Consider the following 13,177-nt stretch of genomic DNA (forward strand, 5'->3'; position numbering starts at 1 on the left):
CCGATGACATCGCCCGAGGATTATTCACGGCTTCAATCCGCGATGAACCAGACCGTCAAGACGCATTGGAAGGCGTTCCTGTTCGAAGGCATCCTGCTCGCCGTTCTTGGCATCGCGGCGCTGATCCTGCCGCCGCTCGCAAGCCTTGCGATCGCGATCTTCCTCGGCTGGATGTTCCTGATCAGCGGCATCGGCGGGCTGATCGTGACCTATTGGGCGCGCAACACGCCGGGCTTCTGGTGGTCGCTGATCTCGGCTGCGCTCGCCGTGCTCACCGGCATCCTGTTGCTGGCCCGGCCGGTCCAGGCCGTGCTGACGCTGACCATCGTGCTTGGCGCCTACTTCCTCGCCGAGGGGGTTGCGACCATCATGTACGCGCTGGAGCACCGCCGCGAGCTGAGCAGCCGCTGGTCGTGGCTGCTGATCTCGGGCCTCGTCGACATCGCGATCTCGTTCATGGTGATCACGGGGTTGCCGAGCTCCGCGGAATGGGCCATCGGCATCCTCGTCGGTATCAACCTGCTGTTCGGCGGCGCCAGCCTGATCGGCATGGCGCTGGCGGCGCGCAAGAGCAACACCTGACGCGCCTCGTCGCCTGCTGCGCCGATTGGGGGGTGACAACCCTCGAACGGCGCGCTATATGGCCTGCCATGATCACCGTCGCCACCAGCTATTTTTGGTACTTTAGCTACGACAGCTCGCTGGCGGCAGGAGGATCGCGCTCAATCTGAAATATTGCAGCAAACGTCCGAACAAGCCGCCAGACCTGGCGGCTTTTTTATTGGCCGGCAGGTTCGAAACAAACAGGAGCCTGCCGTGCTGAGCACGACCGACGATCTTCGCATCCGCGAACTGAAAGAACTGAGCACCCCGGACGAGGTGATGCGCGAGGTCCCGCGCACGCTCACCGCCACCCGCGTGGTCATGGCCGCGCGCAACGCCATCCATGCCATCCTGAACGGCCAGGACGACCGTCTGCTGGTCGTCGTCGGCCCCTGCTCGGTGCATGATCCCAGGGCCGCGCTCGACTACGCCGAGCGTCTCGCCAAGATGCGCGAGGACCTCGCCGATCAGCTCGAGATCGTGATGCGGGTCTATTTCGAGAAGCCGCGCACCACGGTCGGCTGGAAGGGCCTGATCAACGATCCCGAGCTCGACGGCAGCTTCGACATCAACAAGGGCCTGCGGCTGGCGCGCAACGTACTGTCGGCGGTGAACAATCTCGGCCTGCCCGCCGGCACCGAATTTCTCGACATGACGACGCCCCAATACATCGCCGACCTCGTGTCCTGGGCCGCGATCGGCGCGCGCACGACCGAGAGCCAGATCCACCGCGAGCTGGCGTCCGGGTTGTCGTGTCCGGTCGGCTTCAAGAACGGCACCGACGGCAATGTGCGGATCGCGGCAGATGCGGTCAAATCGGCATCGCATCCGCATCATTTCATGGCCGTCACCAAGCTCGGCCGCTCGGCGATCGCCTCGACCGCCGGCAATGAGGACTGCCACATCATCCTGCGTGGCGGCAGCAATCCGAACTACGACGCGGCGAGCGTTGCGGCGGCTTGCAACGAGTTGACCAGATCGGGTGTCGCGCCGCTGGTGATGGTCGATGCGAGCCACGCCAATTCGAGCAAGAAGCCGGAGAACCAGCCGCTGGTGATGGCGGACATCGCCGGCCAGATCGCCGGCGGCGAGCACCGCATCATGGGCGTGATGATCGAGAGCAATCTCGTCGCCGGCCGCCAGGACGTGGTGCCGGGCAAGCCGCTCGTCTACGGCCAGAGCATCACCGACGGCTGCATCGACTGGCCGACCACGGCAACCGTGCTCGAGCAGCTCGCCGATGCGGTCGAGGTCCGCCGCAACACCCGTGGCGCCGGATTGCACGAGCGGTCGGCATAGGACGCGAGCGAGATCGGCGCTTATCACCTCTCCCCGCCGGGGAGAGGTGGAAGCGATCAGCAGCCGCGGCAGATGCTCTTGATCTTCTTGTCGAGCGCCTGGTTTTCCTTGCTGAGTGGATCATTCGGGTCGGTCACAGTCTTGCTCGGCACGTCCGCGGCGCGCGGCTGGCGATGGCCCACGGGAGCCGGTGGCACCGAGCCGGAGCTCGCGCCGCTCGACGTCGAGCCCTTGGCGCCGGTCTGCGCGATCGCCGCGCCGCCGAGCAAGACCACGAGCGATGCTGCCAGCATGATCTTCTTCATGTCCGATCCTCCATTCTCAAGCCGGCGCTTCCCACCGCTCAGGTCTCAGGCGGATAGAGATGAACGTCGCCGCAATAGTCGACGATAAGATAGCTCGTTTTCGTCTCCGCTTCACGTGCATCGGTTGCGGTATTTTGCTCCGCCAGAACATAGCTGGGCCCCACCGGCGATTTGCCGGCGCCGCCGGGAATATCGATGACATAATCCGGCTGACACAGTCCTGACACCCGACCGCGCAACTGCCGCATCAAGTCCTGCCCCTCCGCCAGCGTCGTCCGCAGATGCGCCGTGCCCGGCGCGAGATCGCCGTGATGCAGATAATAGGGCTTGATCCGGCATTCGACGAAAGCTCGCATCAAATCCGACAGGGCGGCAATGTTGTCATTGACCCCGCGCAAGAGCACGGACTGGCTCACCAGCGGAATGCCGGCATCGACGAGCCGCGTGCAGGCGGCGCGCGCCGTCCCCGTCAATTCGCGCGCATGATTGGCATGCACGGCCACCCACGTGGTCGCGCCCTCGACCTTGAGCGCCGCAACCATCTCCTCGCTGATGCGCCCGGGTTCGGCCACCGGAACGCGGGTATGAAGACGGATGATCTTGACGTGCTCGATCGCCGCGAGGTCGGCCATGATCTCGCTCATCCGCCGCGGCGACAGCATCAGCGGATCGCCGCCGGTCAGGATCACCTCCCAGATCTCGCGATGCGATCGGATGTAGTCGATCGCCGCGCGATAGGCATCGTCCGACAGCGCGCTCTCCTTGCCTGGTCCCACCATCTCGCGGCGGAAGCAGAAGCGGCAATAGACCGCGCAGACGTGAACGAGCTTGAACAAGACGCGATCGGGATAGCGATGCACGATGCCTGGTACTGGCGAGTGTGGATGATCGCCGATCGGATCGGCGTTCTCGCCCGGCTGCATCTCCAGCTCCGCGGCGGTCGGCACGAACTGACGGGCGATGGGATCGTCGGGATCTGACGGGTCGATCAGCTCGATCAGCGCCGGCGTGATCGCGACCGCATAGCGCGCGGCCACGCGCTCGAGCGAGGGCAGCGCTGCCGCCGGAGCAAGGTGCTCGGCCACAAGCTCGGCCGGCTCACGCAAGGTACGTGCAAGATTGGTCTTCGTCATGTCTCACTAGACGTTTCATTTGCTGGCGGTGTCCACACCACCTGGTCAATTCGCGATGCGCCGCTCGCCAGCATCACCAGCCGGTCGAAGCCGAGCGCAACGCCGCTCGCCTCCGGCATTGCCGCAACTGCGGCCAGAAAGTCCTCATCCAGCGGATAGGCTTCGCCGTAGCGGCGCTGCTTCTCCGTCATCGATTCCGTGAAGCGCTTGCGCTGCTCCTCGGCGTCGGTCAGTTCCCCGAATCCGTTGGCGAGCTCGACGCCGCACGCATAGACCTCGAAGCGCTCGGCCACCCTGGGATCGTCCGCCTTGACGCGCGCCAGCGCCGCCTCTGGAGATGGGTATTCGAACAAGATGGTCAAACGCCCCTGCCCCAGATGCGGCTCGACATGCTCGACCAGGACCTTGCTGAAGATGTCGGACCAGGTGTCGTCCTCAGCTATCCGAACCTTTCCGTCGGCCGCTGAGGCGAGCGTGGCACGGTTACCCTCGCTGCCCGAGATTGTCGACAAGAGGTCGATGCCGGCAAACCGCTCGAAAGCGCCCGCGACCGTCAGAAGCTCCGGCTCGGCGAAGGGATCGGCGGTCCGGCCGCGGAAGGAGAAGGTCCCGATCCCGGTCGCCTGCGCGGCCCGGGCGATGACGACCACGGTGTCGGCCATGATTGCGTCATAGGAGGCGCCTGCCCGATACCATTCCAGCATGGTGAATTCGGGCAGATGCAGGTCGCCGCGCTCGCGGTCGCGGAACACCCGGGCGAGCTCGAAGATCCGCGTCTCGCCCGCTGCCAGCAGCTTCTTGCAGGCGAATTCGGGCGATGTCCGCAAGTAACGCCTGGCGCGGCTGCCGTCCGGCCGCATCAGCTCGGTCCGGGGGGCGTGCAGATGGGTCTCATTGCCCGGGGAGACCTGGAGAACGGAGGTTTCGACCTCGACGAAGCCCTGCTCGGCGAAAAAGTCCCGTATTGCGCTGGTAATTGCCCCCCTTGCCCTGAGGAAGGGCCGCCGGTCGAGGTGGCGATCAGGCGACCAGAACGGTGAGATCGGCTTGTCCCCAGTCATTAACCGACCGCCCCAGGCGCGAGCAAAACGCTGGCATCTAACGGCAAAATCAGTATGTTGCGGCCCGAAACGGGCGCCGAGGTCCGATTTGAGGCCCCAAGTCCCCCATCGATTTGACCACGTCCTGGCCGGTGCCGGGCCAAGCAAGCAGGAAATATCACTTTGAGAGTCATCGCCAGTTCTATTCGCAAGGGCAACGTGATCGAGCAAGACGGCAAGCTTTATGTCGTCGTCAGCGCCGAGAACATCCATCCCGGCAAGGGCACCCCGGTCAGCCAGATCGAAATGCGCCGAATCTCGGACGGGGTAAAGATCTCCGAGCGCTACAAGACCACCGACCAGGTCGAAAAGGCCACCATCGAAGAGCGCAATTACACCTTCCTGTATGAAGATGGCGACGGCTACCACTTCATGAACCCGGAAACCTACGACCAGGTCCAGGTTTCCAAGGACGTCGTCGGCGACGCGGCCGCGTATCTTCAGCCGGACATGACCGTCAAGCTGTCCATGCACGACACCAACCCGGTCTCGATCGCGCTGCCGCAGCGCGTGACGCTGGAAGTGGTCGAGACCGAGCCGGTGACCAAGGGCCAGACCGCATCGTCGTCCTACAAGCCCGCGGTGCTCTCCAATGGCGTGCGCACCACCGTGCCGCCACACATCTCGGTCGGCACCCGCATCGTGGTGATGACCGAAGACGGCTCCTATTCCGAGCGCGCCAAGGACTGACGGGGACCAGAGCGGTCGCAACAGATGGCGCCGGGGGGCGGGACAGTGGTTGGGAAAGGTTTCCGCTTCGTCTCGCAACTCCTGGCGTCGCTTTCGCTCTTCAGCGCCTCTGCTCTCGCTGCGGATGAATTCCGCAGCCCCTCGCTCACGGCCCTGCGCGTCGACTGGCGCGCAGCGCTCGACCAGTTCCGTACCGAAATCAACAGCCGCCCCCGGGTCGCGGAGGATTTCGTCTTCGCGCCTCGCCGTTCCGTGCCGCGCTACGATCCGCGCGCGACGCCCGCATTGGTCCAGCTCAACGCGGTCTCCTCGCGCTTCTTCACCGGCATAACCCGCAGCCCGGTGCCCGTGCTGCTGCCGTTCGACGCTGCAGCCTACCTCGAGGGCCAACGCAGCGGCGCGCCCGCGACGCTCGCACTTTCGCGCTACCAGGCCGACTTCAATCCCGTCGACATGTTCGACGCCGGCCCCGCCGGCTATAGCGCGACCTTCTCGCTCGAGCCCGGCGCTGGCGACGGCATGCCGGCCCGCGTGTTCGCACGGCCGGTCGAAGTGCAGATCACGGGCTCGGCGCTCGTCTACGACATCGCAGATCCCTCAGGAGGCAAGGGCGAGCAGGTCAAGCCGCTCGCGGCGCTCTATCCGGATCTGCGACGCTTCATCCGCGAAGGTTATGTCCGCTACGCCTTCACCCGTTTCGGCGTCGCCTATGTGGTGTCGATCCAGTGCCTCGACAGCGTCGCCAAGCCGCGGCGGCTCGCCTGCAAGGAAGCCTATCCCGTCGCGGAGCGCTTCCTGAAGGCCTTACGCGTGGCCGGCGGCCAGCGTGCGCGGCCATTGACGGACATCGCCTCCATTGTGGTCGATCGCCCGGCTGCGCGTTCCCCGGACTTCAGCTACAGGCCAAGCGGCGACATCATCCCGAACACCGGTTACCGCAAGCAGGGCGGCCATCCCGACGTGATGGCCTATGCCCAGATCCGCTTTCCGCTCGAAAAGGCCCCTGCCTTCGTGCGCTCGCAATCCTACGGCAAGCGCGAGAAGAGCGAGGGACCGACCGCCTATCCCTGGCGCGACAATTTCTGCGAGTCGCGCAGTTTCGAGGTGTGGCAATGCAGCGGAGGCTACGGCCACCAGGGCGAGGACATCCGCGCGGCCGATTGCCCGCCCGCCGGCGAGCGCCGCGAGCCCTGCGATCCCAAGCAGCACGCAGTCGTGGCCGTGCGTGACGCGATCGTGATCCGCGCAGCCAAGGACCAGGCCGTGACGCTCCAGGTCAACAGCCGGACCGAGCACATCCGCTTCCGCTACATGCACATGAACCCGAACGCGATGAACGCCGACGGCGTGCTCAATGGCCGTAGCGTCACCGAGGGCGAGAAAATCGGCGTGATCTCCAATTATCTCGACCGTCCCGCGGGAACGTCGCTGCATCTGCATTTCGACGTGCAGGTGTTCACACGCGACGGCTGGATCTGGGTCAGCCCCTACGTCACCCTGGTCTCCGCCTATGAACGCCTGATCCGCGCCCGCGGCCGCGAGATCGGCCCGGAGATCGCGGTCACGGCGCAGCCGGTCGCCCACGCCTTGCCGGACGACGTGCTCAAGCCGGACCTGCGCGAAGGATCGAGCGGCGAGGACAACTGACGGCTTGCAAGAGCTGTTGTCGAACACACCGGCTCCAACGAGCAAAGGACAGGGTTGATGAGTGTCGGACTGATCGGTCTTCTCGACGACATCGCGGGGATCGCGAAGGTGGCGGCGGCCTCGCTCGACGATATCGCGGGCCAGGCGGCCAAAGCGGGCACAAAGGCCGCCGGCGTGGTCATCGACGATGCGGCCGTCACGCCGAATTACGTCATCGGTTTCGCCTCGAAACGCGAACTGCCGATCGTCGGCAAGATCGCGATCGGATCGCTGCGCAACAAACTGCTGATCCTGCTGCCGATCGCCCTGCTGCTTGGCTATTTCCTTCCCGCCGCGGTCACGCCGCTGCTTATGCTCGGCGGCGTCTTTCTCTGCTACGAGGGTGCCGAGAAGGTGCTCGAAGCCGTGATGCCGCATCACGCGCACCATCACGAAGCCCAGCTCGAACCGATCGCGCCGAATGCAAGGTCGGTCGAGGACGAGAAGGTCGCGAGCGCCATCAAGACGGATTTCATCCTGTCGGCGGAGATCATGGCGATCACGTTGGCAGCCCTCCCCGTGGGCAGCATCTGGACACAGGCGCTGGTGCTGGCGCTGGTCGGTTTCGCCATCACGGTCGGGGTCTACGGTGTGGTCGCCCTGATCGTGAAGGCGGACGATGCCGGCCTGGCCCTTGCGCGTTACGACAGCGCCTCCTTCATTGGCGGCGCGATCCGCTTGCTCGGGCGCGCGCTCGTCCGCGGCATGCCCGCCTTCCTGGTAGTGCTGAGCACCATCGGCACCGCCGCCATGATCTGGGTCGGCGGCGGCATCATCCTGCACGGCATTGAAAAATACGGCCCGCCCGCGGTCGGCCACACGGTCCATGCCGCGACCGAGGCTGCCGCGCATCTCCTTCCATCGATTGCCGGTATCGTCGAATGGTCGGTCGAAGCCGCCATCTCGGGCGTGCTTGGGCTGATCATTGGTGCGCTTGCGATTCCGGCCGTCGAATACGGACTTGCACCGGCCTGGAAACGGTTGAGGCGATCGCGAGATCAAGCCTCTTAGCCGCGTCCGACCGACGAGCCCGAGCTAATCCAGGAACGTCGTGAGCTGCGCGCCCTCGTCCGCCACGAACACCGCGATCAACTCCGCCGGCTCGGTCGCGCTGGCATTGGCCGAGACCAGATGCGTCGAGCCCGGCGGCTCGAAGAACGATTGGCCGACGCCGAACGTCTCGACCGGGCCACCGCCGAGCTGGGAGCGGATCTCGCCCTTGGTGACATGAGCCGTCACCGAACCTGCGTGACGATGTGGCCGCGAAAACCCGCCGGGACCGTAGGAGACGCGCACGATGGTGACGCGCTTGCCCGGGACGTTGGGCAGCGCGTAGGAGCCGATCGGCTCGACCTTGTCCAGCGACGAGCCATCCGCAGCACTGGCGCAGAGCGGCGCCAGTGCGCCCGAGACCGTGTCCATCGTCACAGGAAGCGCTTTGCCGATTGCCAGCGCGCAGGCGAGCCCGGCGACGGCGGCGAACGCCGTGGAACGTGACGGTGCCGGGCGTTGCACGGCAGAGAAACTCATGGCTGTCATGGCGACCTCCCCGCGCGCCGATCAGGATGCCGCATGCGCGGCCGCCGGCCGCAACGCCGGCGTCCAACGAAACGCAGCACCAAACCGGTTCCAGACGTTGATCGAGGCCACGGCCGAGGTCAGGTACATCAGCTCGCTCTCGGAGAATTCCCGGGCGGCTTCGGCGTAGACCTCCTCGCTGACGCCATCGGGCAGCAAGGTCAAGGCCTCGGCCCAGGCCAGTGCGGCCCGCTCGCGCGGCGCAAAGATCGGCGCCTCGCGCCAGACTGCGACCAGATGAAGCTTGTCGACGGGAACGCCGATCCGTTCCGACAGCAGGACGTGGTGCTGCACGCAGAAGGCACAGCCGTTGATCTGCGAGGCACGCAGCTTGACGAGCTCGACGAGCTGCTTGTCCAGGCCGGCCTTGCCCGCAAGCTGCCCCAGCGCCAGCACCACATCAAATACGTCGGGCGCGATCTTCTTGAAATCCTCGTATTCGCTGCGGGCATGTGACATTGCGGTTCACCTCGTCTTATTGTAAGTGTCCTTATATATTATAAGAGCTCTGATATGTCGCGCAAGACCGCTGTCGTCACAAGATCAAAATCCGCCCGCCAAGTGCAAGGAGCTGCCGGCGACGGCACAGTGCGCGTCCCTGCTCCCGGCGAAGGCAAGCGCGGCGAGCAAGGCTATCTCGGCTATCTGCTGCGCCAGGCGCATGCCGCGGTCCGCCTGACGATGGAGCGGGCCCTCGCCGATCTCGGCGTGACCTCGCCGCAATTCGCTGTGCTGACGATGCTGAATGCCTATCCGGGTCTGTCAGGCGCCGACGTCGCCCGCCTCACCTTCCTGACGCCGCAGACCGTCGGGGTCATCATCCGCAATCTCGAACGTGACGGCGCGATCGTGATGACGCCCCATCCCGTTCACGGCCGCATCCAGCAATGGACACTGACGACGCGCGGTACGGCGCTCCTGAAAGCCTGCCGGGAGCGTGTGATCGAATTGGAGAAGCGCCTTGCTCGGAGCCTGGATACGAAGACCGAGACTGCAATCCGGCGCTGGCTCACCGGCATCGCGACCGAGCTGCAAGAGGATTAGACGGCCCCGTCCCGCCGCTTGCGACCCGCAAGTAGCGACCCGCAGGGCCTTTACCCGCCCTTCAGCGCATCCTTGACCTCGCCGTCGGGCCAGGCTTCGCCCGCAGCGATCACCCGCACGCGGGTCTCATCGTCAGCGTTGACCAGCACATGCGAACTCACCCGGTCGCCGCTCGGCTCCAGGTGCAGATCGGTTTCGGGCTTCCAGCTCAGCGTGGTCGCGAGATCGCCGGGAAAGATCTGCCATTGCGAGCCGTCATCGAGTTCGACGACATGGCTCTCCGCATGCGTGCGTATCTTCATTCCAGCCCGATTCTCCTGATGAACAGAACTTGGCCCCGGCACTCTGGCCGGGGCCTGTTCCGTCAGTCGTTGTCGTGATGAATCACGGTCTTTTCGCGATTTCCGTATTCATCTTCCTTCTTGATCACCGTGGTGCGATCGGAGGGCTCGCGCTCCCTGATCACGGTGGTGCGGTCACGATCCCGATGCCGCTCGCGGTACTCGTGGGATTGACCGACCGTCACGCCAGCGCCGGACGGACCGACGTGAACGCCGACCTCGTCCGCGAACGCGGGCGCCGCGATCGCCGTGACCATTGCGGCGGCCAACAGATATGTCCTCATATTCTCCTCCTCATCTCGTGCGGAAGGAATGCGGGACTGCGACAGTTTGTTCCGGCGGGAACAGGATCATCGGCCGGCACCAAAAATCATGCAGCGGCTGTTCCAGGAACCGACTCACACGAGCCATGTTTCCGGCTAGGATGCGCCGATGAAACACGCTGATTCCTCGCCCCATCAAACCCGCCGCGCGCTCCTGAAATCCACGCTGGGGGCGGCCGCGCTGCTTGCATTGCCCGCGAGCGGTCACGCTGCGCCTCCGGGCTTCGAGGAATGGCGCGAGAGCTTTCGTGCACGCGCGATGGCGAAGGGCATTTCCGCTGCGACCTGGCAACGCGTGATGGGGCGGGTTGAACCCGACATGAGCGTGTTCAAGCAGATGCGCAATCAGCCCGAATTCCACGAGCAGGTCTGGCAGTACATCAATCGCCGCGTCTCCGACTGGCGCATCATCAACGGCAAGATCGCGCTGAAGAACAACGAGTCGTTGTTCGCCCGCATCGAGCGCGATTTCGGCGTCGAACGCGGCACGCTGCTGGCGCTGTGGGGCGTCGAGTCCGCCTATGGCGATCCCCTGGTGCAGCAGAATCACATGAGGCCGGTGTTTCCCTCGCTCGCCGCGCTCGCCTGGAACGAGCCGCGCCGCAAGACCTATTGGGAGACCGAACTCATCAACGCGCTGCGCATCGTCGACAAGGGCTGGAGCACGCCGGAGGAGATGAAGGGCTCCTGGGCCGGCGCGATGGGGCATTCGCAATGGATGCCGGAGGTCTGGCTCAATGTCGGCATCGACTATGACGGCGACGGCAAGGTGTCGCCGTTCGGCAAGCCCGACGACGCGCTGGGCTCGACCGCAAAGTATCTGGTCAATCGCGGCAAATGGCATCGCGGCGAGCATTGGGGCTATGAGGTGCGCGCCGCCGGCAATATGAGCGGCAGCCGCACCTATGCGGCCTGGCAGGCAGCCGGCGTCACCCGCGCCGACGGCCAGCCCTTCCCGCAACCGAATGCGTCCGCGCAGATGTGGACGCCGGTGGCGGGCGGGCCGACGTTCCTGCTGGGGCCGAATTTCTACTCGGTGAAGAGCTACAACCCTTCGATGAATTATGCGCTGGCGATCTGCCATCTCGGCGACCGTTGCCTCGGCGCGCCGCCGTTCATCCAGCCCTTCCCCGGCTCCGAGCGCGCACTGACCCTCGCCGAGGTGCAGGAGATGCAGACGCGCCTGACCAAGGCCGGCTTCGACACCGGCGGCACCGACGGCCGCGTCGGCAACGACACCATGAAGGCGGTCAAGGATTTCCAGCAGCGCGCAGGCATCACGCCGGCGGACGGTTATGGCGGGCTGAAGGTGCTGGCGAAGCTGCGGCAAACCAACTAGCACGGCCGGAAGCGCCGGCGCTGGCGCCTCCCCCGCGCTTGCAGCCGACCCTTAAGCCGCGTGTCGCTGTTCTGTCAGCTTCAGCAGCTCGTCGACCAGGTCATCCACGGCACGCTCGGCCGCGGCAACCGACGCCTGCAACCGATCGTCGGCGAATTCGTCGTACTCGACTGCGATGCCGTGGAACGCCGTGATCCCGATGAAAGCAAACACGTCCCGGACGGCTCCTTCGACATGATTGACGGCGGCCATACGCCCGCCCGGATCGTACCCGTAGTCTCCGCGCGAACCGAGCAGGACAAGATGCTTGTCCATGCCCGCAAGCAGCGAGGAATATGGATTGTCCGGACATGATCGGTCAAAGCCGAAGGTGCGTCCGACCCGAACAACGTTGTCTATGTATGCCTTGAACTGCGCTGGCACACCGAAGTTGTACATTGGCACGCCCGCGACGATCAGATCAGCTGAGGTCAGCTCGTCGACCAGCGCATCGCTTTCCGCCAAAGCCTCTCTCATCCATGGCTCGCGTCGATCGGGCTTCGCAAAGGCCGCCTTGACCCAGTCGTCGGTCACCGGCCGCGGTGCGAAGCGACCGAGGTCGCGGCTGACGATGCGATCCCCGGGCCGCGACTGTAGCCATCGTTGGACGAAACGCTGAGTCAGACGCCTCGTATGCGAACCACGCGGATTTGCATCTGAAGGCTCTAACCGCGCACTTGAATCGATCTGTAGCAGTTGCATTGCAGAACTCCTCTCATCTGTTTGACCAATAGATCGGTTCAGGCCCCGTCGTTGACAAACGAAAGTTGCTCAGCTTATGGATGAACTGCATTCATCCTCGAGTTCGCGATGAGAAGGCTTCCTCCGCTGGCGGGATTGCGTGCATTTGAAGCGGCGGCACGTCACCTCAGCTTCAAGCGCGCCGCCGATGAGCTTCACGTCACGCCGACCGCGATCAGCCATCAGGTGCGACAGCTGGAGCAGACGGTCGGGGTCAGACTGTTCGAGCGCCGGACGCGGCAGGTCCTGCTCACCGCCGAAGGTCAGGTCCTGCTTCCGGTCCTGCGCGAGGGCTTCGATGCCTTTGCGCGTGTTCTGGAGGGATTGAGCCGGAAGCGGCGCCGGGCGGTGGTCACACTCTCGGCGACGCCGGCTTTCACAGCCAAATGGCTGGTGCCGCGTCTTCCTGGGCTCCGAAAGAGCAGAGCCGACATTGATCTCACATTGCTTGCGACCTTGGAGGTGGTCGACCTCAATTCGACCGCGGACCTCGCACTTCGCTACGGTTCCGGTCCTTATCCCGATCTGATTGCCGAGCCGCTCACGGTCGATCGTTTCGCGCCGGTCGCCAGTCCGCGCTTGGGCATCCGAAGACCGAGCGACCTGCGCTCAGCAACGCTGCTCCATTTCGACTGGCGCCGTCGTGATGCCGGAAATCCGACCTGGCGGCGCTGGCTCAGGATGGCCAGCATTGACGACGTTGATGCGCGCGCAGGCGTGCATTTCAGCGATGAAACCCATGCCATCCAGGCAACCGTCGCCGGCGCTGGTGTCGCTCTGCACAGTCTTGTCCTCGTCGCCGACGAACTTTCGCAGGGAACGCTGGTCGCACCATTCGGGCCGGAACTGGAAGGATTTTCGCTGCACTTGGTCCGCAGCCGCGACCGGCCGCTCACCGAGCCGGTCGAGGCTGTACGACACTGGCTGAAGTCAGAGTTCGAGGCGGCCCGCTGATA

At 64.9% G+C, this 13,177-nt stretch carries 16 protein-coding genes; 8 read left to right on the plus strand and 8 right to left on the minus strand.

The genetic code is table 11. From position 1 onward, the window contains the following. Window positions 1–3: 3 nt before the first annotated feature. Window positions 4–582: an HdeD family acid-resistance protein gene (locus tag WI560_RS16360; RefSeq protein ID WP_375304026.1), complete on the plus strand. Its 579-nt coding sequence runs from the start codon at window positions 4–6 to the stop codon at window positions 580–582. A 234-nt stretch (window positions 583–816) separates the two neighbouring features. After that, a complete protein-coding gene (locus WI560_RS16365; protein WP_375304027.1) occupies window positions 817–1,902 on the plus strand; it encodes a 3-deoxy-7-phosphoheptulonate synthase in 1,086 nt (361 codons plus the stop codon). Window positions 1,903–1,958: 56 nt separating this feature from the next. Here the strand turns inward: WI560_RS16365 and WI560_RS16370 are convergent, their stop codons facing one another. Genes WI560_RS16370 through epmA form a run of 3 tightly spaced genes read right to left on the minus strand, consistent with a single transcriptional unit; the run spans window position 1,959 to window position 4,401 of the window. Continuing rightward, complete coding sequence (locus tag WI560_RS16370; protein WP_375304028.1) at window positions 1,959–2,207, minus strand: hypothetical protein; 249 nt, start codon at window positions 2,205–2,207, stop codon at window positions 1,959–1,961. Between the two features lie 38 nt (window positions 2,208–2,245). Further along, window positions 2,246–3,340, minus strand: a complete 1,095-nt coding sequence (locus WI560_RS16375) for a lysine-2,3-aminomutase-like protein (RefSeq protein WP_375304029.1) — start codon at window positions 3,338–3,340, stop codon at window positions 2,246–2,248. After that, window positions 3,337–4,401, minus strand: a complete 1,065-nt coding sequence (gene epmA / locus WI560_RS16380; protein ID WP_375308853.1) for an EF-P lysine aminoacylase EpmA — start codon at window positions 4,399–4,401, stop codon at window positions 3,337–3,339. The genes WI560_RS16375 and epmA overlap by 4 nt, the downstream gene beginning before the upstream one ends. A 162-nt stretch (window positions 4,402–4,563) precedes the next feature. Between epmA and efp the strand changes: the two genes are divergently transcribed. From efp to WI560_RS16395, 3 genes are read left to right on the plus strand one after another with little or no spacing between them, the layout of a single operon-like run. Further along, the gene (gene efp, locus WI560_RS16385; protein WP_028136595.1) at window positions 4,564–5,130 is read left to right on the plus strand and encodes an elongation factor P; all 567 of its coding nucleotides are present in this window, start codon (window positions 4,564–4,566) and stop codon (window positions 5,128–5,130) included. A 24-nt stretch (window positions 5,131–5,154) separates the two neighbouring features. After that, window positions 5,155–6,777, plus strand: a complete 1,623-nt coding sequence (locus tag WI560_RS16390; protein ID WP_375304030.1) for a M23 family peptidase — start codon at window positions 5,155–5,157, stop codon at window positions 6,775–6,777. A 57-nt stretch (window positions 6,778–6,834) separates the two neighbouring features. After that, complete coding sequence (locus WI560_RS16395) at window positions 6,835–7,827, plus strand: DUF808 domain-containing protein (protein WP_375304031.1); 993 nt, start codon at window positions 6,835–6,837, stop codon at window positions 7,825–7,827. A gap of 24 nt (window positions 7,828–7,851) precedes the next feature. On the opposite strand, the gene WI560_RS16400 is transcribed toward WI560_RS16395, so the two are convergent. Together WI560_RS16400 and WI560_RS16405 are read right to left on the minus strand one after the other, a co-directional pair. After that, a complete protein-coding gene (locus tag WI560_RS16400) occupies window positions 7,852–8,355 on the minus strand; it encodes a cupin domain-containing protein (RefSeq protein WP_028136598.1) in 504 nt (167 codons plus the stop codon). A gap of 21 nt (window positions 8,356–8,376) precedes the next feature. Then, a complete protein-coding gene (locus tag WI560_RS16405; protein ID WP_375304032.1) occupies window positions 8,377–8,853 on the minus strand; it encodes a carboxymuconolactone decarboxylase family protein in 477 nt (158 codons plus the stop codon). A gap of 54 nt (window positions 8,854–8,907) precedes the next feature. Here WI560_RS16405 and WI560_RS16410 point away from each other — a divergent pair, with 54 nt between their 5' ends. Next, on the plus strand, window positions 8,908–9,438 hold the full coding sequence (locus WI560_RS16410) for a MarR family winged helix-turn-helix transcriptional regulator (RefSeq protein WP_375304033.1): 531 nt from the start codon (window positions 8,908–8,910) through the stop codon (window positions 9,436–9,438). Between the two features lie 50 nt (window positions 9,439–9,488). On the opposite strand, the gene WI560_RS16415 is transcribed toward WI560_RS16410, so the two are convergent. Together WI560_RS16415 and WI560_RS16420 are read right to left on the minus strand one after the other, a co-directional pair. Next, window positions 9,489–9,740, minus strand: a complete 252-nt coding sequence (locus WI560_RS16415; protein ID WP_375304034.1) for a hypothetical protein — start codon at window positions 9,738–9,740, stop codon at window positions 9,489–9,491. Window positions 9,741–9,802: 62 nt separating this feature from the next. Further along, complete coding sequence (locus WI560_RS16420) at window positions 9,803–10,063, minus strand: hypothetical protein (RefSeq protein WP_028136602.1); 261 nt, start codon at window positions 10,061–10,063, stop codon at window positions 9,803–9,805. 148 nt (window positions 10,064–10,211) lie between these two features. On the opposite strand from WI560_RS16420, the gene WI560_RS16425 reads away from it, so the two are divergent. Then, window positions 10,212–11,441 carry a lytic murein transglycosylase gene (locus tag WI560_RS16425; RefSeq protein WP_375304035.1) on the plus strand — a complete coding sequence of 410 codons (1,230 nt, stop codon included), beginning with the start codon at window positions 10,212–10,214 and terminating at the stop codon, window positions 11,439–11,441. 51 nt (window positions 11,442–11,492) lie between these two features. Here the strand turns inward: WI560_RS16425 and WI560_RS16430 are convergent, their stop codons facing one another. Beyond that, the gene (locus tag WI560_RS16430; protein WP_375304036.1) at window positions 11,493–12,182 is read right to left on the minus strand and encodes an FMN-dependent NADH-azoreductase; all 690 of its coding nucleotides are present in this window, start codon (window positions 12,180–12,182) and stop codon (window positions 11,493–11,495) included. A gap of 108 nt (window positions 12,183–12,290) precedes the next feature. Here WI560_RS16430 and WI560_RS16435 point away from each other — a divergent pair, with 108 nt between their 5' ends. Next, a complete protein-coding gene (locus WI560_RS16435) occupies window positions 12,291–13,175 on the plus strand; it encodes a LysR substrate-binding domain-containing protein (protein WP_375304037.1) in 885 nt (294 codons plus the stop codon). The last annotated feature ends 2 nt before the right edge of the window (window positions 13,176–13,177 follow it).

This window comes from Bradyrhizobium sp. A11, assembly GCF_042077125.1.
Taxonomy (GTDB): Bacteria; Pseudomonadota; Alphaproteobacteria; order Rhizobiales; family Xanthobacteraceae; genus Bradyrhizobium; species Bradyrhizobium japonicum_B.